The following is a 26,374-nucleotide window of genomic DNA, read 5'->3' as shown; positions in this document are numbered from 1 at the left end:
CTTCACGGTATCTGAATCACGGAGAAAAACAGCCCCAGATTCTTGATTGCACTGGCAAAGCCGTCGTAATCGACAGGCTTCGTGATATAGACGTTCGCGCCGAGGTCATAGCATTTCTGGATCTCGGTCTCGTCATCCGTTGTCGTCAGCACGACGACAGGTAGCCGGCGCGTATGTTCATTGCTCTTGATCTGCTCAAGAATACGAATACCGGACATGTCGGGAAGATTGAGATCAAGTAGAACGAGAAGATAGCGGTCCTTGCTGACAAGGCCGTCCCGGCTTTCGCCAAGGATATAGTCGAGAGCCTTTTCGCCAAGCGCGAATGGCACGATCTCGTTGTTCACGCCTGCACGGCGCACATTTTTTTCAATCAGACGCGCATGACCTTCGTCGTCCTCGATCATAACAATCGTGACTTCTTGACCTGTAGCCTTCATTTTTCGCCTTCTTTCGTCACTTTTCTAAGGTCGCTCGGCAACAGCAAGGTAAATGTACTCCCCTTGCCGAGCTCAGAAGCCACCCTAATGTCACCTCCTAAATTTCTGATTAGCGAACGAACATGCGCAAGCCCGATACCTTCGCCGGGCTGATCCTGATTACCGGCGCGCCGGAAGAGCTCGAACACCCGCTCAAGATCCTGTTCACCGATGCCGCGACCATTATCGCTCACCTCGATGCAGATGGCGCCCCGCCCGGCAGGATAGGCGCGCGCAGTCAGTCGCAGCGGTCGCTCCTTCGCCTGGTATTTCACGGCATTGTCGAGGAGGTTGCCAAGGATCTGATCGAGCGAGATACGGTCGGTTACAACCGTCAGCTTCGGTGTTTCGACATTGATCTCCCCGCCGTTGGCAGTGATCTGATGACGAACCGTTTCTGATAGCGACGACAGCAACGTCTCTATATCGATCTTCTCGGGTTGCAGCTTTCGCTGCCCGTCACGGGATATCTTCAGGATCGCGTTGATCAACTGATCCATCTTGCGGGTCGAAGAGCGGATGAACCCGATGGCCTCGGGCAGTTCCTCCTCGATTGCCAACCTGGCCTCTCGGACGACATCCTCGGCGAGCGGTTTACCATCGGCAAGCACGTAGGCACTGACCGGTTTCAGTGAGGTATCGAACTCGGACAGGAACCCCATGATATTGACGAGCGGCGCACGCAGATCGTGAGTGACGATATAGGCGAAACGCTGGATTTCCTGATTGGCGCGGCGAAGGTCACGCGTTCTCTCCTCTACGCGCTCTTCCAGACTGCGATTGAGCTCGTAGACATCCTCCCGCGACCTGTTCAGGGCGCGAATATAGGTAAAGACCAGAAAGATCGATCCGCCAACCACCAGCAGGATCGCAAATGCGCCGCCCACCGTTACCCAACGAAGCGTATTGGCAGCATCCAGCTGATCGCGAACAATCACCCGCAGCCGTTCATCGGTATCGGCCTGAAACTTCCCGAGAATAACACGAATGTCATTCATGAAGCGCTTGCCATCGTTGTCACGAACGATGGCGACCGCCTCTGTAATACGTCCGGTCTTCTGAAGATCAATCGTTTCGCGGGTTTCTTTCAGCTTGTCATTGATGGCCGCCTCGAGACTGGCGAGATCCTGCCCGTATTGCGGCTGGTCTTTCAAAAGATCGAAAAGCCTGGCCTGACGCTGCGGCAGGCGGCTCAGGGCCTCCTCATAAGGCACCAGATAATCGACATTGTTGGTCAGCAGATAGCCTCTCTGCCCCGTTTCGATGTCTTGCATGGATGTCAGAGTATCGAGAATTGCCGCACGGACACGTCTAAACTCGGCGGTCTCCTGAGAATACCGGTTATTGACCTGTACCAGCCACAGCGACATGGCGACCATACCGGTCAGGATTGCGACACCCACAGCAAGCATCAACAGACTTCGCTGAGCAAACGGCGAAAAATTAATCACAGTAACAACATTCCCGGCAGGCAGCTAATGAGTGCGCAAACTAGAGCATGCCCGCCACCGAAGCGAATGATTTCTTTCTGTTTTTGGCGGGAACCATTTCCAAGACCGAGCGTTGCGCACAGTTATCGTAGAAAAAACATTGCCAGTCCGCAGACATGCCGGGATCATCGCGCCGCTAAGGTTCTCTCCATCTCCGTCCACAGCGACCAACGATCTGGAACCAAAACCATCATCTCGAGTTCTGCGGCAAATGGACCATATCGTCACCCACATCAACGAGATCAAATCCCCTACAGACCACACGTCTGGCGAAGATGGTGCTTTTGCCGATCTTGTCTATGTTTCCAGCCTTGAGACAGGCATCTCGCGCAGGCAGGGAAAGAACGGTTTTCTTTATTACGACGAAGCTGGCCGCCGCGTGACGCAAAAGCCGGTTCTGGACAGGATTGCCAGCCTGGGCATTCCGCCTGCCTATGTCGACGTCATCATATCGCCCGACCCCCGATCCCATCTCCAGGCAACCGGGCGTGACGCCAAAGGACGAAAGCAATACAGATATCATCCGGATTGGTCCGAAGGGCGCGGCAACACCAAGTTTTCTCAGCTGGTCGAATTCGCAGCCGCGTTACCGGATATTCGCGAGAGGGTGGATTCTGATCTTCGCTTGCGCAAACCCGGCCCCGAAAAAGCCCTGGCGACGGTGGTCTGGCTGCTGGACAAACTTTTCATCCGGGTTGGCAATGCGACCTACGCAAAGGAAAACGGGTCTTTCGGTCTGACAACGTTAAGAAATCGCCATGTCAAAATCGACGGCTCGACGGTCCACTTCAACTTCAAGGGAAAATCGGGCAAGGAATGGCGTCTCAGCCACCACGACAGGCGTATAACAAACGCCATACGGACGCTTCAGGAATTGCCGGGCCAGCAGCTTTTCCAATACCTTGATGAAGATGGACAACGCCACCCGGTAAGGTCCCAGGACGTCAACGACTATATCCGGTCCGCATGCGGTGGCAATTTCAGCTCACGGCAGTTTCGAACCTGGGGTGCGTCAAGAATGGCAGCAATCCAACTCGCACAGCTTGAACCGTGTCAGAGTTCGACGGAATGCAAGCGCATGATCAATTCCGTCATCGATAACGTCGCGAGCACGCTTGTAAACACCCGCGCCGTATGCCGGAACTCCTACATCCACCCGAAGATTATCGATGCGTTCGCGGATGGAGATCTCCGCTCTCTGCTTAAAATCCGACCAAGCCGAAGCGTGCGACTAAATCGTTGGATGGAGGCCGACGAAATTCGCGTCATGCGATGGCTTGAAAGCCATTGAATGTCTCAGGAGCAGCAAACCAAAAAATGATAACGTCTTCTCAGACGATATCGAAGAGGTGGCTATCCGGATCCCGAACACCATTGATCGAGGCCGCGACGATGTCGGCAGCAATCTGGCTGAAGGTGATACCGTTCCCGCCGAACCCCATCACGGAATAGACATTTGTTTCCCCCGGGACTTTCCCGATCAGCGGAAGGCCGGTTGTTGTCGAGCCGAAGGCTGCAGCCCACCGGTACGCTGGTTGACCGATATCGCTTCCGAGAAGCTCGAGAAGTTTGACCCGAATGGAATCGGTCTTGGCCTGGAGCCGCTTGCTATCCTGGAACGCGACAGGATCGTGCTCGTCCTCCCCACCGGCGATCAGCCGACCGGATTGATCCATTCGCAAATAGAGATATGGGTCGGACGCCTCCCATACGATGTGGTCGCGTAGCCAACCGGGAAGACGTACGTCAACGCCACTCGCCAGCGCCCACGTCGAAATGATTTCGTGCCGCTTGCTCTCAAGCACCTTGAGAAACTCATAACCCGTACAAAAGACGGCATGATTGGCGACGAGGAGCTTGCCGCTGCCGGTGGCCAGGACAACCTCGTCAGAAAAGCCCTTCATATCGGTGATTTCGACGCCGGAGACGATCTCCACCTTGTGTCTCGCAAGGTGTCGCAGAATGCCGGCGGTCAGTTGCCCGGGATTGGCGGACGCAGAAATATTACTGAGAATTGCGCCCGTCCGTTCGATATTGAACCGTTCGCGCAACTGTCGTGCATCGAGATACTGCGCGTCGACACCCGCCTCTATTCTGGCCTCTGCCTCGACTTTGAGAGCACGTGAGCCATAGTCATTACCTGCCAGATAGAGCGCTTTCTTGCGATGCATGCCGCAAGGAATGTCCATAGATTTGACAATGTCCTCAAGACGCAAAACGGCCTGCGCCGATCTCCGCCACACCCGGTTGGCGTCGGCTTTTCCGATCGTCCTTTGTAATTGATGAAGCGGCACATCTATCTCATGCTGTATCATCGCTGTCGAAGCGATGCTGCTGCCTCGGACAGGATCGCCTTTGTCGACGATCAGCACCGACCTACCCGATTGTGCGACAGCGTGCGCAACAAGCGCGCCACTGATGCCCGCTCCAATGATGATGACATCGTATTTCTGGAATGACGCCCTGTTTTTCGTGCGAACGGAGATGCGTGGGCTATCCAGCCAGACCGGACGAGATTCTCTAAGGTCGCGTTCTTTTGTCAGGTGTGATCTGGACATGTCCCCTCCGCGCGCACTCCAAAAAGAAACCCGACCGTTAGGCCGGGCTCTCGCAATCATCAGTGACGATGCTCGGGCATTTGCTTGAGCTGATCCTTCGTCCATGTCGTCCGAGCATGGACATCACCCGATTCATCCCGCATGAAGTCCAGATCCGTCAAAGGCACCGCCACCGGCTTGGCGCCAATTCCCAGAAAACCGCCGACATCGATGATTGCTGTACTGGCACTTCCCGCACCGTGAACGTGGTCTACCTTACCGACCTTGTGATCGTCTGCTCCGTAAACGGTGGCACCTTCCAGCACAGAAGGCGTCAGTTCTCGTTCGGTGAGACGTACATGATTGGTATGATCCATTTTCAACACTCCTCGTTTTGGCTACATCAAGGTAACTCGACCAGCCGCTTTCCGTTCCCTGCTTTCCTCAAGCTTTCCCAGCACCTAGAGTGTCGCCAAAGCCCTGTTGGAAATTTGCCCACCATAGTTTTTCCGCATCTCCACCTTTTGTTCGAGGGAGGCGATCACATCGACAGACAGATCGACGCCATGCAGTTCCGCTATGTTCGGCAGCCCACCGGGTGTGAAAACGTTGATCTCGAGTATCTTGTCCCCTACGATATCCAGACCGACGAGAAACATGCCGTCCTGAACCAGTTTGGGGCGCACCATCTCGGCGACGGCAAGTATCTTGGGCGTGATCTCCACCGCAGCAGCGGTGCCAGCAACATGCATGTTGGAACGCACTTCGCCCTTGGCGGGAACGCGGCGAAAGGCGGCATAAGCGCCATCGCGTTGAAGCGGGCGACCATTCATCAGAAAAAGGCGAATATCGCCGGCCGTCGCATCGGGAAGATAGCCCTGCGCGATCAGGTACCCCTCTCCACTCACGGCCTCAAAAATCTGGTTGAGATTGGCTTCCTTGCTCGAGTTGATCTTGAAGACATTCTTGCCGCCTGAACCCTGAAGCGGTTTCAGGATCGCGCCCTGCTTCTGCTTGTCGATAAAGGCCCGGATTTCCTCAATGCTTTTGGAGATGAGCGTCGTCGGACGAACGGCCTCCGGAAAGCCCTGAAAATAAAGTTTGTTCTGCGCACTGGCCAATCCATCGGGATCATTGACCGTTAGAACGCCACGTTCCGCGGCAAGACGACCGAAAATGATACCCGCCTGTGCCGCCCAGGGCCGCTCGTCAGCATCCAGCGATGGATCATTGCGCAAGAACAGAACATCGATGTCTTCGACCGGTATGGTCTGTATCTCGGCGTCCTTGTGCTGCAGGGCAGAAACGAAGGCGTCGGCTTTTTTCACCTTCCCGCCTTTGGCAAGGGTCACACGGACCATGAGGCTGTCGTCAGGCCGCAAGACGAAATCACCGGGCGTCAGATAACAGACGTCATGACCACGCGCGATCGCAGCGAGCGCCAATGACGTCGTCGTGTAAAAATCCGTTTCATCCGCGATCGAGTTCACGAAAAAAGCAATCCGCATTCAAGTCTCCTGCCGTTGAATCATTTCTATCGGGCGTAATCCATTTTTGGCACGTGCCAGGCGGGCTCTCCCTTCATCCGTTTCCAGGAACAGCGGACGCACAGATGGCAACCGCAGCAGCCCCCGATCCGCGAGTTCCTGCATCACCTCGAAATGTGAAGCAGCGATCTTACCCATCCAAAACGGTTCGAGCGCTCCTCCAGACCGAAGATGACCCAACAATGCTAGCAGTCCGCGCAGATAGATCGCGTCTTTGGCGAGCCCGCCGCCGCGGTAGAGTCTAAGCGCCAAGTTGAATGCCGCCCGCGGCGTGAAATCATGGTCATCCACCAGCAGGGAATATGTTTCGAAGAATGTTGCGCCATCGAGCATGGCCGCACATCCGACGACCCTCCCTGCAATCAGCCTGAGGCGTGCCGTCGTCATGCCTCCTGCCAGGTATTCGGCAAAGACAGCCAGCCCCTCCTGCATGCCCTCGTAGCCAGCCAGGCCGGACCGGAACAGCCGCAGGCCTTGCACCGATCCGTTGAAATAGGTCAGGAGATGCACGCCGATCTCATGTGCCAGCAGGGGTTCGACACGGCGTTTATCCATGAGCGTGGAGCGGGCAATCAGCAGGCGATGACCGGACACCATCAGGCCGGATGGCAGGTCGTCACGCAGTTCCACCGCGACTTCGAATTCGTTCAGTTGACGGCGGTACGCCGCAATCATCGTCCTGGCTCGCCGCTCGACGTGAAAACAGTCTGCAATCCTGTCTTCCGGAGCATCATCGTCATCGTCATTCGACACATTGCTCGAATGTGCCAGAATGGTTTTCGCCTCATCGAGAAGCGATGGTTCGACGGGACCGTAGAGCGCGCGTCCAAATTCGACGAACTGTGGTTTCTGACGGGACGACAGAAGAGAAAGCTGAATGTCGAGCTCGCGCTGCTTCTCTCGATAGAGCTGATAAAGCACAGGGTCTTCGAGGTGATCGAAGGAAATCGAAAAAAGCTTTCGTTTGGTTGCCTCGACCTGAAACGCGAGAGGACGATAAAGAAAGGTCGGTTGCCGCCCATCTGACTTGAACGCCTGAAACGCGGCCTCAGAGTTGATTGGCGTCACGGCCAACAGAAAATCAAAGGTCGAAGCAACCTCGTCTATGCTGCGGTCGACGCGTGTTACCGTATCAACGAATGTCTTTCGACCCAGCGCCCTGTGCGTTTTGGGCTTGAGGATCTTCTGACCTTCGAGGAAACGGGAGATCGCCCGCAAGCCAGCGTCAAACAGCAACGAGACAAGCTGTTCACGCAGTTCGGGATAAATCTCAGCGCTGCCAGGCTGGCGATAGACCGGGGCAAATCTGACAGCCAGTGTGGAACAGTGCAGATCCCGCCCCAGAACCTTGTCTTCCCTTAGCGGTGGGGTTTCAGTCCGCTTCACGCGTGGCGTTCGAAATTTTGCTTCGCTGTCACTGATGACTTTGGTGAAGATTTCCGCTGAATCCGCCATGTCACCGCTCGCCCAAAGGGCAATTTCGAACGGCGGCAGAAAAGGCGCGTCGTCTGTCAGGAACCTGTCCTGCGTCAACTCACCTATGTCGAACAGAACAAAAGCGCCGAAACGCTGACGCAGAACGGCAGAGATGGCCTCTATAACAACCATTGCTGGAGCGGCGTGAGGCGCGATCAGATAGGAGGCATTGGCACGAGCAATGTCGCGGGCAACCGGCTCCCCGCCGTCTTCGGCGATATGCACACAGAGGAAGGGGAGCGGCCGGTCTATATGCAGGCGACCGCCTCCCGGCAGATCTCGTCGGATCGATTTACCGGTTGAAAGATAGGCAACGATGTCTTCCAGCCAGTCGTCGTCGTGCGGCTTTTCGAGTGGAGCCTGCTTCATCAGCGGTCCATCAGTGCTTTTTCAAGGACGGGAACTGCCGTCGCGACAATGTTCCTGAGTTGGGAAAGCACATGCATGTCAGGCTCGCCCGTCCACTCGTCCATGAAGAACTTCTTGAACTCGATGGCAATCGCGCAGCCGGTCAGGGGAAAATGTTCATGGATAAATCGCGTCTGTTCCCCCTTCCCCTGAAAGGCGACGTTCTCCCGCACATCAAGCCGGCGACCGTCGATGTCGAACGAGCGGAAATGGTCGATAAGGGTATCGATGATCGGTGCCCAGCGCGCCCGGTCCATGGAAAAGGTGCCGATGTTGATGTCCGGTGCCTGCGCCTCTGGTGTGGGTGCGGCGTCCGGCCCATCTCGGCGGTGATTATAGCTGTGGATGTCGAGCAGAACGAAATGCCCATGCTCGCGCTCGATACCGCGCAGAACGTTGCGCAGCATGTCGTAATAGGCATCATGCACTTGCAGAGACGTGTCGACCTGCTCATGTGAGAGCGCATCTGTCCACACCCTCAGACCCCACGCCTGCTCTGGCGTCAGGTAGACTGCACCATCGCGCGCACGATTGATGTCCACTTCGAAGCGCGAACGATGGAACACGATGCGGTTGGGCACATCGCGCATGGTGAATTCCGTATAAGGATCTTCTTCTCGAAGGCGCTCATCGTGGTCGATTGCGTAGAGGTCGAGAAGATCGTCCCTGATGGCGTGCCCTTCATGGATGGCTGTCGCAACGATTGGCGACTGCCCACGTCCGATACTCCATAGGGCACGCGCTTCAACCGGGGGAGAAATCAGCGTTTTCTCGAACGTGCCACCATCGCTGACAAACGCTGCGTAGCGAGCCTTCTCCATGTATGCGCCACGCGCCATTCGCATCTCTCCCGTGCTGTTGTTAGCCATGTCGACTACAAACGCACGAAAGCCGATTTTGTTACGCAGCCTCTCATGATTTCCGGCGGTTAAGCCACCCGATGAGCCGCCGGCCTGTCGATTTGCCCACATCATAAAGGTATCTCGAAGTATCAATCTGGGCCGTATGCCTCCAGACAGGCATACAGGTGTGCAAAAGCGAAATTTCCCGTGTCACGAGTGCTCATGGAACGACGTGCGGGAGCAAGCGTTAGATATTCATTCTGAAATGCATGCGCGCCATGAACTGCGGACGGCAAGGTTGATATAGGGGATGGCGAGGTTCCTGGCACTCAATGGACGGTTGAGCGCGTTTCCGTTGCCAATGCCACCGGGTCACGATCTGAGCAGGTTAGCAATCGAGGCTCGTACATCAAAGGCGGATCGCAACAATGAAAACTGAGGCCGCGCCAACACCGAAAGACACCCTTTCAGAACCCGAGCTAACACCCGAGGAAGCCGAACGGGCGCGCAGAAAATATCTGCTATCGCGGTTCTGGAAAACTGCGCGCGGGTTCTGGAGCCGCCGCGGACCAAGGCTCGCCTGGCCGTTATCAATTGCCTTGGTGGCGCTGCTCTGCACCAACGTCGTTTTCCAGTACGGCATCAATATCTGGAACCGCAATCTCTTCGACGCGATAGAGCAGCGGGACGCCGGTACCGTCTACTTCCTCAGCGCGATATTTCTTCCTCTGGTGATTGGCAGCATGTCGCTCGTCGTGATCCAGGTCTTCTTTCGCATGATGATACAACGTCGCTGGCGCTCCTGGCTGACGACCGATCTCATAGCGCGCTGGCTTGCAAACGGCCGCTATTATCAGTTGAACCTGATCGGTGGAGATCACAAAAACCCGGAAGCACGCATCTCGGAAGATCTGCGGATCGCAACGGAAGCGCCCGTCGACTTTGTTGCCGGTGTTACGTCTGCGTTCCTGTCCGCGTCGACCTTTATCGTCGTGCTCTGGACGATCGGCGGATCGCTCACCATCACCACAGGTGGAACGACATTCACCATTCCCGGCTTCCTCGTCATCACCGCGCTGCTGTATGCAACTATCACCTCAACGTCGATGGTGGTGATCGGCCGGAATTTCGTCCGCATCTCCGAACTCAAGAACCAGGCGGAAGCAGAATTTCGCTACACTCTGACACGTGTGCGAGAGAACGGCGAAAGCATTGCCTTGCTTGGCGGTGAAGAGGAAGAACGCAATGACCTCAACAAGACGTTTTCGGCCGCCTTGCACCAATGGGCAAGGCTGGCGAGACAATATATGCGCACAACGCTGGTATCGCAGATTTCCAGTCTCCTGGCGCCGGTCGTCCCGCTTTTGCTCTGCGCTCCAAAATTTCTTGATGGCAGCATGTCTCTGGGGCAGGTGATGCAGGCAGCATCTGCCTTCGCCATCGTTCAGGGCGCTTTTGGCTGGCTCGTAGACAACTATCCCCGTCTTGCCGACTGGAATGCCTGTGCGCGGCGCGTCGCCTCTCTCATGGTGTCACTCGACGGGCTCGAGCAAACGGAAAAAAGCGATGCGGTCGGCCGCGTCAAACACGGCGAAGTAGACGGTGACACGATCCTCAGCCTGAACGATCTTTCGGTATCGTTGAATGACGGCACAGCTGTACTGACAGAAACGCGGGTAGAGATAGGACAAGGCGAGCGGGTCTTGGTCTCTGGTGAATCCGGGTCGGGAAAAAGCACGCTTGTAAGGACCATTGCAGGCCTTTGGCCATGGGGCGACGGAAGCGTCGATCTGCATCCAGACAAACGCCTGTTCATGCTGCCGCAACGACCCTACATCCCGCTCGGCACACTCGGCCGCGCCGTCACCTATCCGGGTGCAGCGGACGACTGGTCACCGGAGGAGGTGAAGACAGCTCTTGAAAAGGTCGGACTTGGCCATCTGACCGGAAAAATGGAAGAAGAAGCGCCATGGGACCAGACCCTGTCAGGTGGAGAGAAACAGCGGCTTGCATTCGCGCGTCTCCTGTTGCACAAGCCCGACATCGTGGTACTTGATGAGGCAACCTCGGCACTTGACGACAAGAGCCAGGACAGGATCATGGAACGTCTCATCGACGAATTACCGGATGCCACAATTCTGAGTGTGGCACACCGGGCAGAGCTTGAGGCCTTTCACAGCAGAAAGATCACGCTTGAGCGACGCGAGGGTGGCGCAAAACTCGTCAGCGATATAGACCTCATCCGGTCTCATAAAAAACGTAACGTACTCAGGCGTCTGGTGCGGCGTCCACGTTTACGCCTCTAGGACGTGTCCCGATAAACCTGGATCCTCATGGCGGGCTTTATTGTCGGGCATTTGGGGCAGCAAACACCGTACTTGCATTACTGACGATCGAAACGTGATCGAAGGCGGCCTGACCGGCCGCCACAGGATCGGCACGAAGGATCGCGGTGACGATCCGGTCGTGCTCTTCATATGACTTGGAGAGCCGACCTGAAAGCCTGAACTGCGCACGACGAAACGGCGCCAATCTCGCCCTTGTTTGTATCGCCAACTCGCGAAGATGATCATTATGGGCTCCGCAATAGAGCCGGTTGTGGAATTCGGTATTGTAGGCAGCGTAATCTTCCGACGAACCGGAATGGACAAGTCGCACCGACGCCCGGTGTTCAACATCGAGCCCGCGCCGTTCGTCCACCGTCATGCGAACCGCCGACAACTTCGCGCAGATTCCTTCCAGTTCCGCCATCGCTTCGAACATGGAATGAAGGTGGGCTTCGGTGACCTCGGTGACAACCGCGCTGCGATTGGGCTCTCTGCCAACAAGACCCATTGCGCCAAGCTCACGCAATGCCTCTCTCACCGGGGTTCGAGACACTTCAAAACGGGCGGCAAGCGAAAGCTCGTCGAGTTTCTCACCCGGCAGCATGGCTCCGGTCACAATCATATCGGCGATGGCGCGGACCATCTGCTCCACCGTCGTTCCAGTACGGACGACCTTTCGTTGTCTGGCCTGTGTCACGATACTCTCGAGAACATAATATACATTGCATACACATGCCCGTCATTCCACATCAAGTCAACAAAACATATAAAATATTGAATTTATACGTTTAATTCAACGATTCCCTTCGCAGAACATCGATCCCGGCGGCCACACTCCGCCTTCATAAATGCAATGGCTAGAAAATAGACGTAACCTTCAAAAACTGCATACACTTTTGTCACGCAGAAAAAATGACAAAGAAAAATACAATAAAAACATAGTGATAAAATGTGGCACGCGCATTGCATACACTTTCATGTCCAATAACGATGGGGCTACAGCCCCCGAGGGAGCATGAAGATGACCAAACTGCTTTCGATTACCCGACGCAATTTTCTGCAGGCCTCCGCCGCTGGCCTCGCGGCCAGCGCAGCACCCGGTTTCATATCTTCCCCCGCATGGGCACAGGCCGACCTTACGGTTGGCTTTATCTATGTAGGACCCAAGGACGATTATGGTTATAATCAGGCCCACGCCGAGGGTGCCGCAGCCATCAAGGCGCTGCCGGGCGTGACGCTTGTCGAGGAAGAAAACGTTCCCGAGACGGTCGACGTACAAAAGACGATGGAGTCGATGATCAATCTCGACGGCGCCACGCTCGTCTTCCCGACGTCCTTCGGCTATTTCGATCCCCATATGCTGGCCATGGCCGCGAAATACCCCGACACGCAGTTCCGCCATTGCGGCGGCCTGTGGCAGGAGGGCAAGCACCCGGCGAACACCGGCTCGTATTTCGGTTATATCCACCAGGGCCAATATCTGAACGGTGTCGCCGCAGGCTATGCGACAAAGAGCAAAAAAATCGGCTTCGTTGCCGCCAAGCCCATCCCGCAGGTGTTGCAGAACGTCAACGCCTTCCTTCTCGGCGCCCGCTCCGTTGATCCGACCATCACGTGCCAGGTGATCTTCACCGGCGAATGGTCACTCGCGATCAAGGAGGCCGAAGCGACTAACGCCCTGGTCGATCAGGGTGTCGATGTCGTCACCTGCCATGTCGACAGTCCTAAGGTGGTCGTCGAAACGGCTGCCGGGCGCGGTGCTTTCGTCTGCGGTTATCACGCCAACCAGAGCCCACTTGCCCCGGAGAAATACCTGACCGGCGCCGAATGGGCATGGGGCAAAATCTATACGGACTTCATCAAGAAGGCGCAGGCGGGTGAAAAGCTCGGGAACTTTGTCCGCGGCGGCCTGAAGGACGGCTTCGTCAAGATGAGCCCCCTCGGACCGGGCGTGTCTCAGGAAGCCCGCACGAAATTCGATGCAACTCTGGCCGAGGCCATGACCGGCAAGCTCTCCGTGTTCAAGGGTCCGCTGAAGGACAACAAGGGAAATACGGTCATTGCGGCTGACAAGGCCTATGCCGAGGATGCTGTCGACCTTGAGAGCATGGCTTATCTCGTCGAAGGCGTTGTTGGCTCCACATCCTGACATCAGCTGAAGGGAGACGCGTCATGACAGTCGAGGCAAACAGCCCCGCACTAGGTTTGGAAACCCGCGGCCGGAGCTTCCGTCCGCTTCTCGAATGGCTGGCACGCCGCGCCGAGCCTGTCGTTATCGGACTTGCCGCCATTCTGGCGGGCCTCGCACTGTTCTCCATCTTTATCCTCGCGATCGGCAAGTCGCCGATCGCGCTCTTCCAGATCATGTATGCCGGCGGTTTCGGCAGCTGGTTTTCGATCCAGAACAGTCTTTCCCGTGCCGCACCTCTCCTGCTGACCGCGCTCTGTGTCGCACTGCCGGCAAGGCTCGGCCTCGTCATCATCGGTGGCGAGGGCGCGCTCGTCCTCGGAGGCGTGGCGGCCGCGGCGGTCGCCACGCCTTTGACCGGGCTCCTGCACCCCTTCCCCGCCCTTGCTCTCATGGCGCTTGCCGCGATGATCGTTGGCGGCCTGTGGATCGGGTTTGTGGGATTCCTGCGCCATTATCGTGGGGTCAACGAGACGATTTCCTCCCTGCTGCTTGCCTATATCGCGATCGCCCTGATGAACCAGCTCGTCGAGGGCCTGCTTCGTGACCCGGCAAGCCTCAACAAACCCTCGACGCTGCCGTTGCCGGCCGACTACATGATCGGTTCGATACCGGGGATGGATGTCCATTGGGGCCTCGCCATCGGTATCTTCGCCTGTATCGGCTCATGGGTGCTGATTGAAACGACGAGCTACGGTTTCGCCGCGCGCATGGCTGGCGGTAATGTCCGTGCAGCGCAGATACAGGGACTGCCGGTAGGTCGCCTGATCGTTGGTTTCACCGCGATTGCCGGCACGTTTGCGGGCCTTGCGGGCATGCTCGAGATCGCCGCAGTCCAGGGTAGCGCCAATGGCGCACTTGCCGCCGGCTACGGCTATACCGGCATCCTCGTGGCATTCCTTGCCCGCCACAATCCGCTGGCGATCATCCCCATCGCCTTCCTGCTCGGCGGGATCGAGGCCTCCGGCGGCCTTATCCAGCGACGTATGGGCCTACCCGACGCTACGGTTCTTGCCCTGCAGGGCACGCTCTTCCTCGTGATCCTCTTTTGCGAGACCCTCTACGGCCGCTTCAGGGTCTTCAACCCGGATCTCTGGAAAAGGAGCCAATGATGGACGAGACGGGTATCGGTTTCTGGGGCGTACCGCTGGCAATCCTCGCTGGTGCAATCCGCGTCTCCACCCCCTTCATCTTCGTTTCACTCGGTGAAGCGATCACCGAGCGCTCGGGACGCATCAATCTCGGGCTCGAAGGCACCCTCGTCTTCGGCGCGATGACAGCCTATGCCGTCGCCGTCATGACCGGTTCTCCATGGCTCGGCGTGCTGGCGGCAATGGCAGCCGGCTGCGTCTTCGGCCTTATCCATGGTTTCATCTGCAAGTTCCCACGGGTTAACGACATAGCGATCGGCATTGCCATGATGCAGTTCGGGCTCGGCTTCGCCTTCTTTCTTGGCAAGCCGTTCATCCAGCCCTCCGCGCCCAAGCTTCCGTCCATACCGCTTGGCGGCTGGTCTTCCGTACCCCAGATACAGGCTGCGCTCAATATCAACGTCCTGTTCTTCATCGGCCTTGCTCTGGCGCTCTTCCTGTTCTGGGCGTTCCGTAATACCCGTCAGGGTCTTATCCTGCGCGTCGTGGGCGACAGCACCGATGCGGCGCGTGCAATGGGCATCAGCCCCGACCGCGTACGAATGCTGGCAACCGCGCTCGGGGGATCAATGGCAGCCGTCGGCGGCGCTTATCTGTCGCTCTATTATCCCGGCTCGTGGAACGAGGGTATTTCCTCAGGCCAAGGCCTGATGGCCGTAGCACTCGTGATTTTCGCCCGATGGAATCCGGTCAACTGCTTCCTTGCAGCACTTCTTTTCGGAGGTGCCGGAGCGCTCGGCCCGGCGCTGCAGTCGGTCGGCGTCACCCAGGGCTACTATCTTTTCTATGCGGCACCCTACGTGCTCACGCTTGCCATCCTGATTGCCACATCCTCGCCCAACCGCGCCCTTGCTGGCGCCCCGGGCGAGCTTTCACTGACGAAATGAGAGGAGTTTTCCATGAACGGTCTGGGTGGCCTCAACAAATCGGAACACGGAGTCGGCATTGGCCTCGTGCAACTGCAACTGCCGATAACCGTCACCAAAGCGGATCTGGCACAACAGACGCAGGTGATCGTCGATCTGGTCGCCAAGGCGCGACGCAACCAGCCGGGCATGGATATTGTCGTTTTCCCGGAATACGCCCTGCATGGGCTTTCGATGGACATCAATCCGGAGATCATGTGCACACTGGATGGGCCTGAAGTCGCTGCTTTCCGCAAAGCCTGCAGGGAAAATGCGATCTGGGGCTGCTTCTCAATCATGGAACTGAACCCGGGCGGCATGCCATATAACTCCGGCATCGTCATCGACGATCAGGGAGAACTGAAACTCTATTATCGCAAGATGCACCCGTGGGTGCCGGTGGAGCCATGGGAACCAGGCGATCTCGGAATTCCGGTAATCAACGGCCCCAAGGGAGCGAAGCTTGCGCTGATCATCTGCCATGACGGCATGTTCCCCGAAATGGCCCGCGAATGCGCCTATAAGGGTGCCGAAATCATGATCCGAACGGCGGGTTACACCGCCCCGATCCGCGACGCATGGCGCTTCACCAACCAGTCAAATGCCTTCTGCAACCTGATGGTAACCGCCAATGTCTGCATGTCCGGTTCGGACGGTACGTTCGACAGCATGGGCGAAGGCATGATCTGCAATTTCGATGGCTCAATCATCGCGCACGGCACCTCCGGCAGGCCGAACGAGATCATCACCGCCGAGGTCCGCCCCGACCTCGTGCGCGAGGCCCGTCTCGGCTGGGGCGTGGAAAACAATATCTACCAGTTCGGCCATCGCGGTTATGTCGCCGTCGAAGGCGGCGCCCGTGACGCGCCCTACAGCTACATGCACGATCTGGCGGCCGGCAGGTATCGCTTGCCGTGGGAAGACGAGATCAAGGTGACGGACGGTACGTCCTGCGGCTTCGACAAGCCGTCACGACGCTATGGCGAAAGCCTGAAGCCGGCTGCGGAATAGGAGAAGAAACCATGGACATTATGACCGAGGCCAAGACCCATTACATCGACGCCGATCCCTATCACTGGCCCTATAACGGCAAGCTGAGGCCCGATAACACCGCCCTTATAATCATCGACATGCAGACCGATTTCTGCGGGACGGGCGGCTATGTCGATCATATGGGCTACGACCTTTCACTCGTGCAGGCTCCCATCGAACCGATCAAGGCCGTCCTCGCTGCCATGCGGGCCAAGGGCTATCACATCATCCACACCCGTGAAGGCCATCGTCCCGATCTCGCCGACCTGCCTCCCAACAAGCGCTGGCGCTCCCAGCGTATCGGCGCCGGCATCGGCGACCCGGGACCGTGCGGGCGCATCCTGACCCGAGGCGAACCGGGCTGGGACATCATTCCCGAGCTTTATCCGATTGAAGGCGAAACGATCATCGACAAGCCTGGCAAAGGCTCTTTTTGCGCAACGGATCTGGAACTGATCCTCAACCAGAAGCGCATCGAAAACATCATCCTGACAGGCATCACCACCGACGTCTGCGTCTCCACCACCATGCGCGAGGCGAATGACCGCGGCTACGAATGCCTTCTTCTGGAGGATTGCTGCGGCGCGACCGATTACGGAAATCATCTGGCGGCCATCAAGATGGTGAAAATGCAGGGTGGCGTCTTCGGCGCGGTTTCGAACTCGAAAATGCTGATCGAGGCACTACCCTGATGCCCTTGGGAAATGCTTCATCCATGCGAGCGCATGTTCACCGCGTGCCGGCGGATGGCCCTGCCGATGTCTCAGGTGTCGAAGCCCTCTTTGCCGCCGGTCTTGATCCACAGAACGTGGTTGCCATCCTCGGCAAGACCGAGGGGAATGGCTGCGTCAACGATTTCACCCGCGGTTATGCCACGGCGAGTTTCGAGGCGCTGTTTTCCAAACACGGCGTGAAAGACGTCTGCCTTGTCATGTCAGGCGGCACGGAAGGCGCGTTGTCGCCGCACTGGACGGTTTTCGCCCGTGAGGCGACGAGCCATTGCGCAACCACCGAAAAAGAAGCCGCGCTTGCCATCGGAGTGTCCAGAACGCCTCACCTACCCTTCCAGCATCTCGGAAGGCGGGAACAGGTTCTACTTGTCGCCGAAGGCGTCCGGGCGGCAATGGCCGATGCAGGAATAGACGATCCGAAAGACGTGCATTTCGTCCAGATCAAATGCCCGCTTCTGACGCTGGCGCGCATTGGCGAGGCGCTGAATGCCGGAGAAAGCGTTACCACCCGCGACACGCTGAAATCCATGGGACTATCGCGTGGCGCATCCGCACTCGGCGTTGCCGTGGCGCTCGGCGAAGTGAACGAGGCTGTAATCACGGATGACGTTATCGGTTCTCGCCACGATCTGTTCTCCCGCTGCGCCTCCACATCAGCCGGGGTGGAACTGACCGACCACGAAATCGTCGTGCTCGGCATGAGCACGGCCTGGAACGGGCCTCTCGCCATAGATCACGCCGTGATGGAAAGTGCCATCGATGCGGCAGCCGTCCACGCTGCACGCGCACGTCTGCCGCAAAGGGCGCGACTGTCTGCAGTGCTTGCCAAGGCCGAGCCTGATCCTTCGGGAAAGGTGGGTGGCCGTCGTCACACCATGCTTGATGATTCCGACGTGGCGGGTACCCGCCACGCGCGTGCCTTTGTCGGCGGCGTCCTCGCCGGCGTCTTTGGCATGACCGATCTATACGTCTCGGGCGGAGCCGAGCACCAGGGACCGCCGGGCGGCGGCCCGGTTGCCATCATCGTTGAAAAGGAGAGCTGAAGTGAGCATTGTTCGCGATACCCCTCTTCCACAGGCTGGCAAGGCAGTCGGCATAGAGACGCTTGCCATGACCATGCGCTTTGGTGGTTTCACCGCGCTCGACGATGTCTCGATCAGCGTGCCCGCCGGCTCCTTTCATGCGTTGCTTGGCGAAAACGGCGCGGGCAAATCGACGCTCGTCAAATGCATCATGGGTTTCCACCACGCCACCGCAGGTTCGCTCTCTGTCGATGGCCGCGAGGTCGCCATCGCCTCGCCAAAGGATGCCGCAACCTATGGCCTCGGCATGGTCTACCAGCATTTCACCCTTGTACCGTCCCTGACCGGCGCGGAAAATCTTGTCATCAGCCGCGCTGAAGTGCCGACCGTGATCAACTGGGCAAAGGAACGTCGGGACCTCGCCCAGTTCATGGAGCGCATGCCCTTCAGGATTCCGCTGGACCGGCAGGTAAGCGAGCTTGCGGCGGGCGAGAAACAGAAACTTGAAATCGTCAAGCAGCTCTATCTCGGCCGCTCTTTCCTAGTCCTCGACGAGCCGACATCGGTGCTGACACCAGCCGAGGCGGACGAGATGCTCGGGCTCGTGCGCGGCATGACCGAGCGCGGTGAACTGACCGTGCTGATGATCTCCCACAAGTTTCACGAGATCACCAAATTCGCCGACGCCGTGTCCATTCTTCGCCGCGGCAAGCTTGTCGGCACCGGCAAGGTTGGAGAGCTTTCGACAGCCGCCATGGCCGCCATGATGATCGGTGACGTGAAGCTTGCGGAACTCGACAGCCGCGCGCCAGTCTGCGAAGCGGCCGATACGGTGCTGAACATTCAGGGCGTCAGGGCGCCGGACCGCTCCGGCCTCAAGACAATCGAGATCGATGATCTCAGTGTCCGCGCTGGCGAAATCGTCGGCATCGCCGGCATTTCCGGCAACGGCCAGAAAGAACTGACGGAAATCCTTGCGGGCCAGCGTCAAACGGATGCCGGGAGTGTTACCGTTAACGGCGCCGCCTATGCCGCCACACGCGCCGAAACGCGGAAGAACAATGTACGCTTCATTCCCGAAGAACCGTTGCAGAATGCCTGCGCGCCAAAGATGACGGTGAGCGAGAACCTTTCTTTTCGCACCTTCGATCTGAAGCCGGACGGGCGTGATGCGATCTGGCTTTCCAGGGCAGGCATGAGGAAGCAGGCAACGGCGCTGATTTCCGATTTCAAGGTGAAGACCGCCTCCTCTTCCTCGCCGATCGCGGCGCTGTCCGGCGGCAACGTCCAGCGCGCCGTGCTCGCCCGTGAACTGACCGGCGACGTCGATCTGCTGATTGTCTCCAACCCGTGCTTCGGCCTCGATTTTTCTGCCGTCGCCGAAATCCGCGCACGCATCATGCGAGCCCGCAACTCCGGGACTGCCGTGTTGCTGCTATCCGAAGATCTCGACGAACTGCTCGAGATGTCAGACCGCATCATGGTGATCTCGGAAGGCAAGCTAATCTACGAAACTCCGGCGCGCGGGGCGGATGTCGGCGTGATCGGTGCACATATGGCAGGTCATCACTGATGGCTGCGGAAACGATCGATATCAACGCGGAACCCTTCCCGTTTCCGGCAAGACCGGAGGCGTTGGCGCTCATCGTCATCGACATGCAGCGCGATTTCGCCGAACCCGGCGGTTTCGGCGCAAGTCTTGGCAACGACGTCTCCCGCATCACGAAAATCGTGCCGGATGTCAAAAGGCTGATCGAAGGCTTCCGCAAGGCGGACCTGCCGGTCATCCACACGATGGAATGCCACCGGCCGGACCTCTCCGACCTGCCTCCCGCCAAACGCGACCGGGGCAATCCGACGCTCCGCATCGGTGATGTCGGCCCCATGGGTCGCGTGCTTGTTGCCGGAGAGCCGGGTACGGCAATCATCGCCGAGCTGGCACCTGTGGATGGAGAAGTGGTTATTGAAAAACCCGGCAAGGGCGCTTTCTACGCCACCGAGCTTGGCGACGTGCTGAAGGAGCGCGGCATCAGGCAGCTGGTCTTTGCTGGCGTCACAACGGAGGTCTGCGTGCAGACGACCATGCGAGAAGCAAACGACCGCGGTTACGAATGCCTGCTCTGCGAAGAAGCCACGGAAAGCTATTTCCCGGAATTCAAGGCCGCCGCCATCGCGATGATCCGCGCTCAGGGCGCAATCGTCGGCTGGACGGCCCATATCGATGACATACTGGAAGGACTGTCCCATGCCTGAAACGACCCGCGAACTCCTGACGCTGGGTGGCTGGAAGGAGCTTGAATTCGGCCCCTTCCGCAAGGACGTCACCATTCACTGGATCCGCCCCTTCGAAGGCGATCATCCGGGTGTGGCGCTCCTGAAATACGAGGCGGGTGCTGCCGTGCCGCGCCATCTGCATGAAGGGCTGGAAACCATCCTGGTACTGGATGGCGTGCAGTCCGACGAGGCTGGCGACTATGGCCGCGGCAGCTACATCGTCAACGCACCCGGGACAGTACATTCGGTCTGGAGCGACACCGGTTGCGTGGTGCTGATCCAGTGGGACCGACCCGTGAAAATTCTCGAAGAGGAAATGGCATGACCTTCGCATCATCGAACGCGACACCCGCCTTCGATATCGCTTCGCTGCAGGCCTTCTATCGTCAAGGTGGAAGCGTCGAGGCGGTTATCGATACCGTCTTTTCCCGCATTGCAGAGGTGAACGACCCTGGCATCTTCATACACCTTGCCGACAAGACAGCCGTCCTGTCGGAAGCGACGCGCCTCGGCGCTTTCGATCCGGCCAAACCGCTCTATGGAATCCCTTTCGCAGTGAAGGACAATATCGATGTCGCGGGCATGCCCACCACTGCCGCCTGCCCCGATTACGCTTATGTGCCGGAAAAGGATGCGGAGGTTGTCCGCCTGCTGAAGGAGGCTGGCGCGCTCGTTATCGGCAAAACCAATCTCGACCAGTTCGCGACCGGCCTTGTCGGCGTCCGATCACCCTACCCTATTCCGAGAAACGCCATCGATCCAGCACTTGTGCCGGGCGGTTCGTCCTCCGGTTCGGCGGTTGCCACGGCGCAGGGCATCGTTTCCTTCGCTCTTGGTACGGACACGGCGGGTTCCGGCCGCATTCCGGCCGGGCTCAACAATATCGTCGGCCTGAAGCCCAGCCTCGGCGCATTGTCCACGACCGGAGTCATCCCTGCCTGCCGGACTTTGGACTGCGTCTCCATTTTCGCACTCACGGTGGAGGACGCCTGGACCGTGTTTTCAGTTGCCGCCCGGCCTGACGATCGGGACGCCTATTCGAGAACCATCCCCTCGACAGGTTTCGGCGCCGTGCCACCGGCACTGACCATCGGGGTCCCCGCCCAGGCGGATCTCCGGTTCTTCGGCGATGACGCAATGGAAGCGGCGTATGGACAGGCGCTTACCTCGCTGGAGAAACTCGGCCATCGGCTGGTCGAAATTCCCTTTGCGGATTTCTACGCGGTCGCGGATCTGCTCTATGAAGGCGCATGGGTGGCCGAACGCTACGCAGCGGTGAAGAACTTCTTCGACACGCATGAAGACAAGTTTCACCCGGTAACACGCAAGATTTATGGCGGGGCGAAGGCGCTCTCGGCAGCCGATGCATTTAACGGCTTCTATGCTCTGCAGGCATTGAAGAAGAAGCTCGCACCGGTCATCGCTTCCGTCGATCTCTTCTGTGTGCCAACGGCACCACGGCACTATACGGTTTCCGAACTGGCGGCCGAACCGGTCCGCGAGAACTCGCGCCTCGGCACCTACACCAACTTCGTCAATCTGCTGGATCTGTGCGGCATCGCCGTTCCGACCGGCACGCGACAGGATGGACTGCCCGCCAGCGTAACCCTGCTTGCCCCAGCCGGAAAGGACGGGCTGACGGCAACGCTCGGCCGAGATCTTCACGCCGCAAGCGGCGTTACGCTCGGCGCCACCGGGTGGAAACTGCCTGTACCCACGGAACAGCAGCCATCCACCGTTCCGGACGAACTGATCGATCTGGTCGTGGTAGGCGCGCATCTCTCCGGCATGCCGCTCAATCATCAACTCATAGAACTTGGAGCGCAGTTTTCCCGCATCGCACAAACCTCCGCGGATTACCGGTTGCATGCCCTCGACGGCACGATCCCGCCCAAACCCGGCATGGTGAGGGTCCGGCATGGGCAGGGTAAGGGGATCGAGGTTGAGATCTGGCGCCTGACCCCGGCCGCCTTCGGTCGGTTCGTTGCCGCCATCCCGGCACCTCTGGGCATCGGCACCATTGCGCTCGCGGACGGCACGTCCGCCAAAGGCTTCCTGAGCGAGCAAATCGCGGTTGAAGCCGGTAGCATCGATATTACCGACTACGGAGGATGGCGCGCTTACTGCTCCAGACGGTGAGTAAGCGCCGGCATCATCTGAGCTCACCGGGACCAACCCACTCAAACAGAACTTGCATGCGAACTCCCGCACAGCCAGAGTTGGATTTGCAAAGTATGCCGATCAAAGAAGCATACGAGTATGATGTTGCTGAGGGAGGGAACGCATGGACTTTGAATTGACCGAGGAGCAATCGGCCATCTACGAGATGGCGACAAGCTTCGCTGCTGCCGAACTGTCGCCTTTCGCGCAGGAGTGGGATCAGGAAAAGACCTTTCCCATCGCAACCTTGCAGAAAGCGGCCACGCTCGGACTGGGCGGCATCTATGTTCGGGAAGAGTTCGGTGGCTCCGGGCTTTCCAGGCTGGACGGCACGCTGATCATCGAGGCGCTCGCGACCGGTTGCCCATCGATTGCCTCCTATGTTTCGATACACAACATGTGTGCGGGCATGATCGATCACTACGGCACCACCGACCAGCGCGCACGGTGGCTGCCCGCCATGACAAGCATGGAAAAGCTTTCGAGCTACTGCCTTACGGAGCCGGGTGCGGGGTCCGACGCATCCGCGCTCACCACGCGAGCCCGGCGAGAGGGCGACCATTACATTCTGAATGGTCAGAAGCAATTCATTTCCGGGGCCGGGGCATCGAACGTTTACATCGTCATGGCACGTACGGGCGAAAACGGGCCGCGCGGGATATCCGCATTCATCGTCCCTCGCGAAGCAGCAGGGCTTTCCTTCGGCGCCAACGAAAAGAAGATGGGATGGAGCGCCCAGCCGACCCGGGCCGTCGTTTTCGACAATGTTCGTATACCGGCGGAAGACCTCCTTGCAAATGAGGGTGAAGGCTTCAAGATCGCGATGGCCGGACTGGATGGCGGACGCCTGAACATCGCGGCGGCGTCGCTGGGCGGGGCACAGGCGGCATTCGACAGGACCGTCGCGTACATGGCGCAACGCAGGGCTTTCGGCCAGACCCTCGACGGCTTCCAGGCCTTGCAGTTCCGGCTCGCCGACATGGCAACGGCGCTGGAGGTGTCTCGAACCTTCCTCCGAAAGGCAGCACGCGCGCTCGATCAGGGGGCGTCACCCGACACAACCCGGCTATGCGCGATGGCCAAGCGCGTGGTAACCGACAGCTGCTTCGACGTTGCGAACCAGGCGCTGCAGCTTCACGGCGGCTACGGCTATCTTGCGGAATACGGGATCGAAAAGATCGTCCGCGATCTCAGGGTTCACCAGATTCTGGAAGGAACCAACGAGATCATGCGGGTCATCATTGCCCGTTCAATCGTCAACAGGAAGTGAGGCCGCCCGGCGATGACAGATGCAGGTGACGGTTGAGGAATCGTTGGCGATTTGCAGACGCAGATCAGCCCGGATCGTCCAGACCCGCTCGCACCCGGTTGACGACCGTCCAGATCAGCAGGACACACGCCATCGGCTGGATGTGCCACGTCCAATCCGGTAGCGTCTCGAACATAGCTACGAGCAAACCCAGGGCTCCGAAGAGCGCGGCACGGTCGCTCTTGCCCATCGGCCCTTCATAGTTCCGGCCCTTGCCATGGGCGACACCGAGGACGCCGGCAAATTCCGTAAGGACCGCGAGGAAGACGATGGTGGCGATCCATGGCAGTGAGAACGGCGCGATCAGGGCGAAGGGTACATAAAGTGCGGCGTCTGACACGACATCGGTGATTTCGTTCAGATAGCCGCCAAGCGCAGATTTCTGGCCATGCTCTCGCGCGAGCATTCCATCCACGGCGTTGAAGGCCATGCGGAGAAACATCCACACCGGTATCAGCGCAAACAGTTCCGGCACCGGCCTGATAACCAGCACAACGCCGATCGCCACCGAGATGAGCGCAGCAGCCAAAGTCACCTGATTGGCGGTCACGCCCATTGTCGCCAGCTTACCGACCAACGGGCGAAGAACGGCTTGAAAAGACGATTTCAGTTTGTAGATCGACATGAAAGCTCGAATCCGGTTGATTGCATCCACACATGCAGACGCAAGTTGAGGAAATCAACTGCAAAACCGGGAGCGCGTCTGTATAGACTAAATAACAGTCAACGGGAGTGACGAAGGCATGATCGAATCCGCGTTTGCGAGTCATGACGGAGTAGAACTGTTCTACCGCGCCTGGCCCGCCCGTTCCGGTACGGCAAAAGGTGCGATCGTGCTTCTGCATCGTGGCCACGAGCATGGTGGCAGGGTAGCGCATATCGTCGAAGAACTCGGTCTCGATGATTTTGCCTTCTACGCCTGGGACGCACGCGGTCACGGCCGCTCTCCGGGCGAACGTGGCCACTCGCCTTCTTTTGCGCATTCGGCGCGGGATCTCGATTGCTTCGTCCGCCATATTCGCGAAACCGGCGGTTTCGCCATGGATCAGGTGGTCATCGTGGCCCAGAGCGTTGGCGCCGTGCTCGCCTCCACCTGGGTGCATGACTACGCTCCGGACATACGCGCCCTGGTGCTTGCGTCCCCGGCTTTCGACGTCAAGCTCTACGTACCTTTCGCCAAAGAAGGCATTGCCCTCTGGCAGAAGCTTAAAGGCACGTTCTTCGTCAACTCCTACGTAAAGGCGCGTTTCCTGACCCATGATCCGGAGCGTATCGCATCCTTCGAAAGTGATCCGCTGATCACCCGGCCCATCGCATCCAACATCCTTCTGGAGCTTTACGAAGCCGCAGACAGGGTTGTTACCGACGCCCGCGCGATCACCGTACCGACACAGTTGCTGATTTCCGGCAGCGATTTCGTCGTGCGTCACGCGCCACAGCATCGCTTCTTCGAGAACCTCGGCAGCACGATCAAGGAGCGTCATGTGTTGCCCGGTTTCTACCACGACACGCTGGGTGAACGGGACCGCGTGAAGGCGCTGGACAAGATACGTTCGTTCATCACGGCACGCTTTGAGGAGGCGCCGGTCGTCGCCGACCTTCGGCAGGCACATCTAACCGGTCACAGCCGCGACGAGGCAGATCGGCTGGCGACCCCCTTGCCGATCACCTCGCCGCGCGGGCTCTACTGGGCTCTCACGCGCGCGTCTATCCGGTTCGGCGGTCTTTTTTCCAATGGCATCAGAACGGGCGTGCGCACAGGCTTCGATTCCGGTTCGACGCTCGATTATGTCTATGAAGACGAGGCCAGAGGTTTCGGTCCCGGTGGCCGGCTAATCGACCGGCAGTTTCTGGATGCTATCGGCTGGCGCGGCATACGGCAGCGCAAGGTCCATCTGGAAGAGATGATAGGCAAGGCATTCACGCATCTGAAGGCTGAAGGCAAACCGTTACGTGTGCTCGATATTGCCGCTGGCCATGGGCGATATATCCTTGATGCCGTGGCAAAATCCGATGTGAAACCGGAAAGTATCCGGCTGCAGGACTACTCGCCGATCAATGTCGAAAAAGGCACTGCACTCATTGCCGAGCGCGGCCTGAAAGATATCGCGACGTTCCATCGCGCCGATGCCTTCGATACCGCGGGGCTGGCTTCGATCGAGCCCAAGCCCACCCTTGCCGTTGTTTCCGGCCTTTACGAGTTGTTCCCGGACAACGCCGCCATCGAGGCATCGCTTCGCGGTCTGTCACAAGCGTTGGAGCCGGGATCGTTGCTGCTCTATACCGGTCAGCCATGGCACCCTCAGCTCGAGATGATCGCACGGGCGCTGACCTCTCACCGTGGGGGTGAGGCCTGGATCATGCGTCGACGCACCCAGCAGGAAATGGATCAGCTGGTCGCAGCTGCCGGCTTTCGCAAGATCGAACAGCGCATCGACAAATGGGGCATTTTCACCGTTTCGATGGCAGAGCGTATCTGAGGGCAGGCATGAGGGA

The 26,374-nt window shown here is 58.4% G+C and carries 23 protein-coding genes; 14 read left to right on the top strand and 9 right to left on the bottom strand.

Annotated elements, in window-relative coordinates; genetic code table 11:
- Positions 1–2: 2 nt before the first annotated feature.
- Together N7578_RS02490 and N7578_RS02485 are read right to left on the bottom strand one after the other, a co-directional pair.
- Positions 3–440 carry a response regulator gene (locus N7578_RS02490; protein ID WP_311108729.1) on the bottom strand — a complete coding sequence of 146 codons (438 nt, stop codon included), beginning with the start codon at positions 438–440 and terminating at the stop codon, positions 3–5.
- Positions 437–1,891, bottom strand: coding sequence for a CHASE3 domain-containing protein (locus N7578_RS02485; RefSeq protein ID WP_311108728.1), 1,455 nt, complete (start codon positions 1,889–1,891; stop codon positions 437–439). Before N7578_RS02485 ends, N7578_RS02490 begins: the two co-directional genes overlap by 4 nt.
- Positions 1,892–2,180: 289 nt before the next feature.
- Here N7578_RS02485 and N7578_RS02480 point away from each other — a divergent pair, with 289 nt between their 5' ends.
- On the top strand, positions 2,181–3,260 hold the full coding sequence (locus N7578_RS02480; RefSeq protein ID WP_311108727.1) for a DNA topoisomerase IB: 1,080 nt from the start codon (positions 2,181–2,183) through the stop codon (positions 3,258–3,260).
- A gap of 40 nt (positions 3,261–3,300) precedes the next feature.
- Here N7578_RS02480 and N7578_RS02475 read toward each other — a convergent pair whose 3' ends face one another.
- From N7578_RS02475 to N7578_RS02455, 5 genes are all read right to left on the bottom strand, one after another.
- Positions 3,301–4,527 carry an FAD-dependent oxidoreductase gene (locus tag N7578_RS02475; RefSeq protein ID WP_311108726.1) on the bottom strand — a complete coding sequence of 409 codons (1,227 nt, stop codon included), beginning with the start codon at positions 4,525–4,527 and terminating at the stop codon, positions 3,301–3,303.
- 59 nt (positions 4,528–4,586) lie between these two features.
- Entirely contained in the window at positions 4,587–4,883 is a 297-nt protein-coding gene (locus N7578_RS02470; protein ID WP_311108725.1) for a PRC-barrel domain-containing protein, read from the bottom strand.
- Positions 4,884–4,967: 84 nt separating this feature from the next.
- Positions 4,968–6,014 (bottom strand): glutathione synthase, encoded by a 1,047-nt coding sequence (locus tag N7578_RS02465; RefSeq protein WP_311108724.1) that lies wholly within the window; start codon positions 6,012–6,014, stop codon positions 4,968–4,970.
- The gene (locus N7578_RS02460) at positions 6,015–7,898 is read right to left on the bottom strand and encodes a flavohemoglobin expression-modulating QEGLA motif protein (protein ID WP_311108723.1); all 1,884 of its coding nucleotides are present in this window, start codon (positions 7,896–7,898) and stop codon (positions 6,015–6,017) included. It lies immediately after the preceding gene.
- Positions 7,898–8,758, bottom strand: coding sequence for an N-formylglutamate amidohydrolase (locus N7578_RS02455; RefSeq protein WP_422646685.1), 861 nt, complete (start codon positions 8,756–8,758; stop codon positions 7,898–7,900). The genes N7578_RS02460 and N7578_RS02455 overlap by 1 nt, the downstream gene beginning before the upstream one ends.
- 449 nt (positions 8,759–9,207) lie before the next feature.
- Here N7578_RS02455 and N7578_RS02450 point away from each other — a divergent pair, with 449 nt between their 5' ends.
- Positions 9,208–11,085, top strand: a complete 1,878-nt coding sequence (locus tag N7578_RS02450) for an ABC transporter ATP-binding protein/permease (RefSeq protein ID WP_311108721.1) — start codon at positions 9,208–9,210, stop codon at positions 11,083–11,085.
- 37 nt (positions 11,086–11,122) lie between these two features.
- Here the strand turns inward: N7578_RS02450 and N7578_RS02445 are convergent, their stop codons facing one another.
- Complete coding sequence (locus N7578_RS02445; protein ID WP_311108720.1) at positions 11,123–11,803, bottom strand: GntR family transcriptional regulator; 681 nt, start codon at positions 11,801–11,803, stop codon at positions 11,123–11,125.
- 324 nt (positions 11,804–12,127) lie between these two features.
- Here N7578_RS02445 and N7578_RS02440 point away from each other — a divergent pair, with 324 nt between their 5' ends.
- The 11 genes from N7578_RS02440 to N7578_RS02390 all read left to right on the top strand — a co-directional run bounded on the left by N7578_RS02440 (position 12,128) and on the right by N7578_RS02390 (position 23,839).
- The gene (locus N7578_RS02440) at positions 12,128–13,255 is read left to right on the top strand and encodes a BMP family ABC transporter substrate-binding protein (protein ID WP_311108719.1); all 1,128 of its coding nucleotides are present in this window, start codon (positions 12,128–12,130) and stop codon (positions 13,253–13,255) included.
- A 23-nt stretch (positions 13,256–13,278) separates the two neighbouring features.
- A complete protein-coding gene (locus N7578_RS02435) occupies positions 13,279–14,406 on the top strand; it encodes an ABC transporter permease (RefSeq protein ID WP_311108718.1) in 1,128 nt (375 codons plus the stop codon).
- Positions 14,406–15,332 carry an ABC transporter permease gene (locus N7578_RS02430; RefSeq protein WP_311110030.1) on the top strand — a complete coding sequence of 309 codons (927 nt, stop codon included), beginning with the start codon at positions 14,406–14,408 and terminating at the stop codon, positions 15,330–15,332. The genes N7578_RS02435 and N7578_RS02430 overlap by 1 nt, the downstream gene beginning before the upstream one ends.
- Before the next feature lie 12 nt (positions 15,333–15,344).
- Complete coding sequence (locus tag N7578_RS02425) at positions 15,345–16,361, top strand: formamidase (protein WP_311108717.1); 1,017 nt, start codon at positions 15,345–15,347, stop codon at positions 16,359–16,361.
- Between the two features lie 11 nt (positions 16,362–16,372).
- Complete coding sequence (locus N7578_RS02420) at positions 16,373–17,074, top strand: isochorismatase family cysteine hydrolase (protein WP_311108716.1); 702 nt, start codon at positions 16,373–16,375, stop codon at positions 17,072–17,074.
- A gap of 23 nt (positions 17,075–17,097) precedes the next feature.
- Positions 17,098–18,156: a ring-opening amidohydrolase gene (locus N7578_RS02415; protein WP_311108715.1), complete on the top strand. Its 1,059-nt coding sequence runs from the start codon at positions 17,098–17,100 to the stop codon at positions 18,154–18,156.
- A gap of 1 nt (position 18,157) precedes the next feature.
- A complete protein-coding gene (locus tag N7578_RS02410) occupies positions 18,158–19,708 on the top strand; it encodes an ABC transporter ATP-binding protein (RefSeq protein ID WP_311108714.1) in 1,551 nt (516 codons plus the stop codon).
- A complete protein-coding gene (locus N7578_RS02405) occupies positions 19,708–20,388 on the top strand; it encodes an isochorismatase family cysteine hydrolase (protein WP_311108713.1) in 681 nt (226 codons plus the stop codon). The genes N7578_RS02410 and N7578_RS02405 overlap by 1 nt, the downstream gene beginning before the upstream one ends.
- A complete protein-coding gene (locus tag N7578_RS02400) occupies positions 20,381–20,734 on the top strand; it encodes a cupin domain-containing protein (RefSeq protein WP_311108712.1) in 354 nt (117 codons plus the stop codon). The genes N7578_RS02405 and N7578_RS02400 overlap by 8 nt, the downstream gene beginning before the upstream one ends.
- On the top strand, positions 20,731–22,548 hold the full coding sequence (gene atzF, locus N7578_RS02395; RefSeq protein ID WP_311108711.1) for an allophanate hydrolase: 1,818 nt from the start codon (positions 20,731–20,733) through the stop codon (positions 22,546–22,548). The genes N7578_RS02400 and atzF overlap by 4 nt, the downstream gene beginning before the upstream one ends.
- Before the next feature lie 145 nt (positions 22,549–22,693).
- On the top strand, positions 22,694–23,839 hold the full coding sequence (locus N7578_RS02390) for an acyl-CoA dehydrogenase family protein (protein ID WP_311108710.1): 1,146 nt from the start codon (positions 22,694–22,696) through the stop codon (positions 23,837–23,839).
- A gap of 64 nt (positions 23,840–23,903) precedes the next feature.
- On the opposite strand, the gene N7578_RS02385 is transcribed toward N7578_RS02390, so the two are convergent.
- Positions 23,904–24,503 carry a CDP-alcohol phosphatidyltransferase family protein gene (locus N7578_RS02385; protein ID WP_311108709.1) on the bottom strand — a complete coding sequence of 200 codons (600 nt, stop codon included), beginning with the start codon at positions 24,501–24,503 and terminating at the stop codon, positions 23,904–23,906.
- 118 nt (positions 24,504–24,621) lie between these two features.
- Here N7578_RS02385 and N7578_RS02380 point away from each other — a divergent pair, with 118 nt between their 5' ends.
- A complete protein-coding gene (locus N7578_RS02380) occupies positions 24,622–26,358 on the top strand; it encodes a bifunctional alpha/beta hydrolase/class I SAM-dependent methyltransferase (protein WP_311108708.1) in 1,737 nt (578 codons plus the stop codon).
- Positions 26,359–26,374: the final 16 nt, after the last annotated feature.

Source organism: Agrobacterium tumefaciens (assembly GCF_031801495.1).
Taxonomy (GTDB): Bacteria; Pseudomonadota; Alphaproteobacteria; order Rhizobiales; family Rhizobiaceae; genus Agrobacterium; species Agrobacterium tumefaciens_K.
The sequence above is the reverse complement of the archived record's forward strand: the minus strand, read 5'-3'. Positions and strand labels throughout refer to the sequence as shown.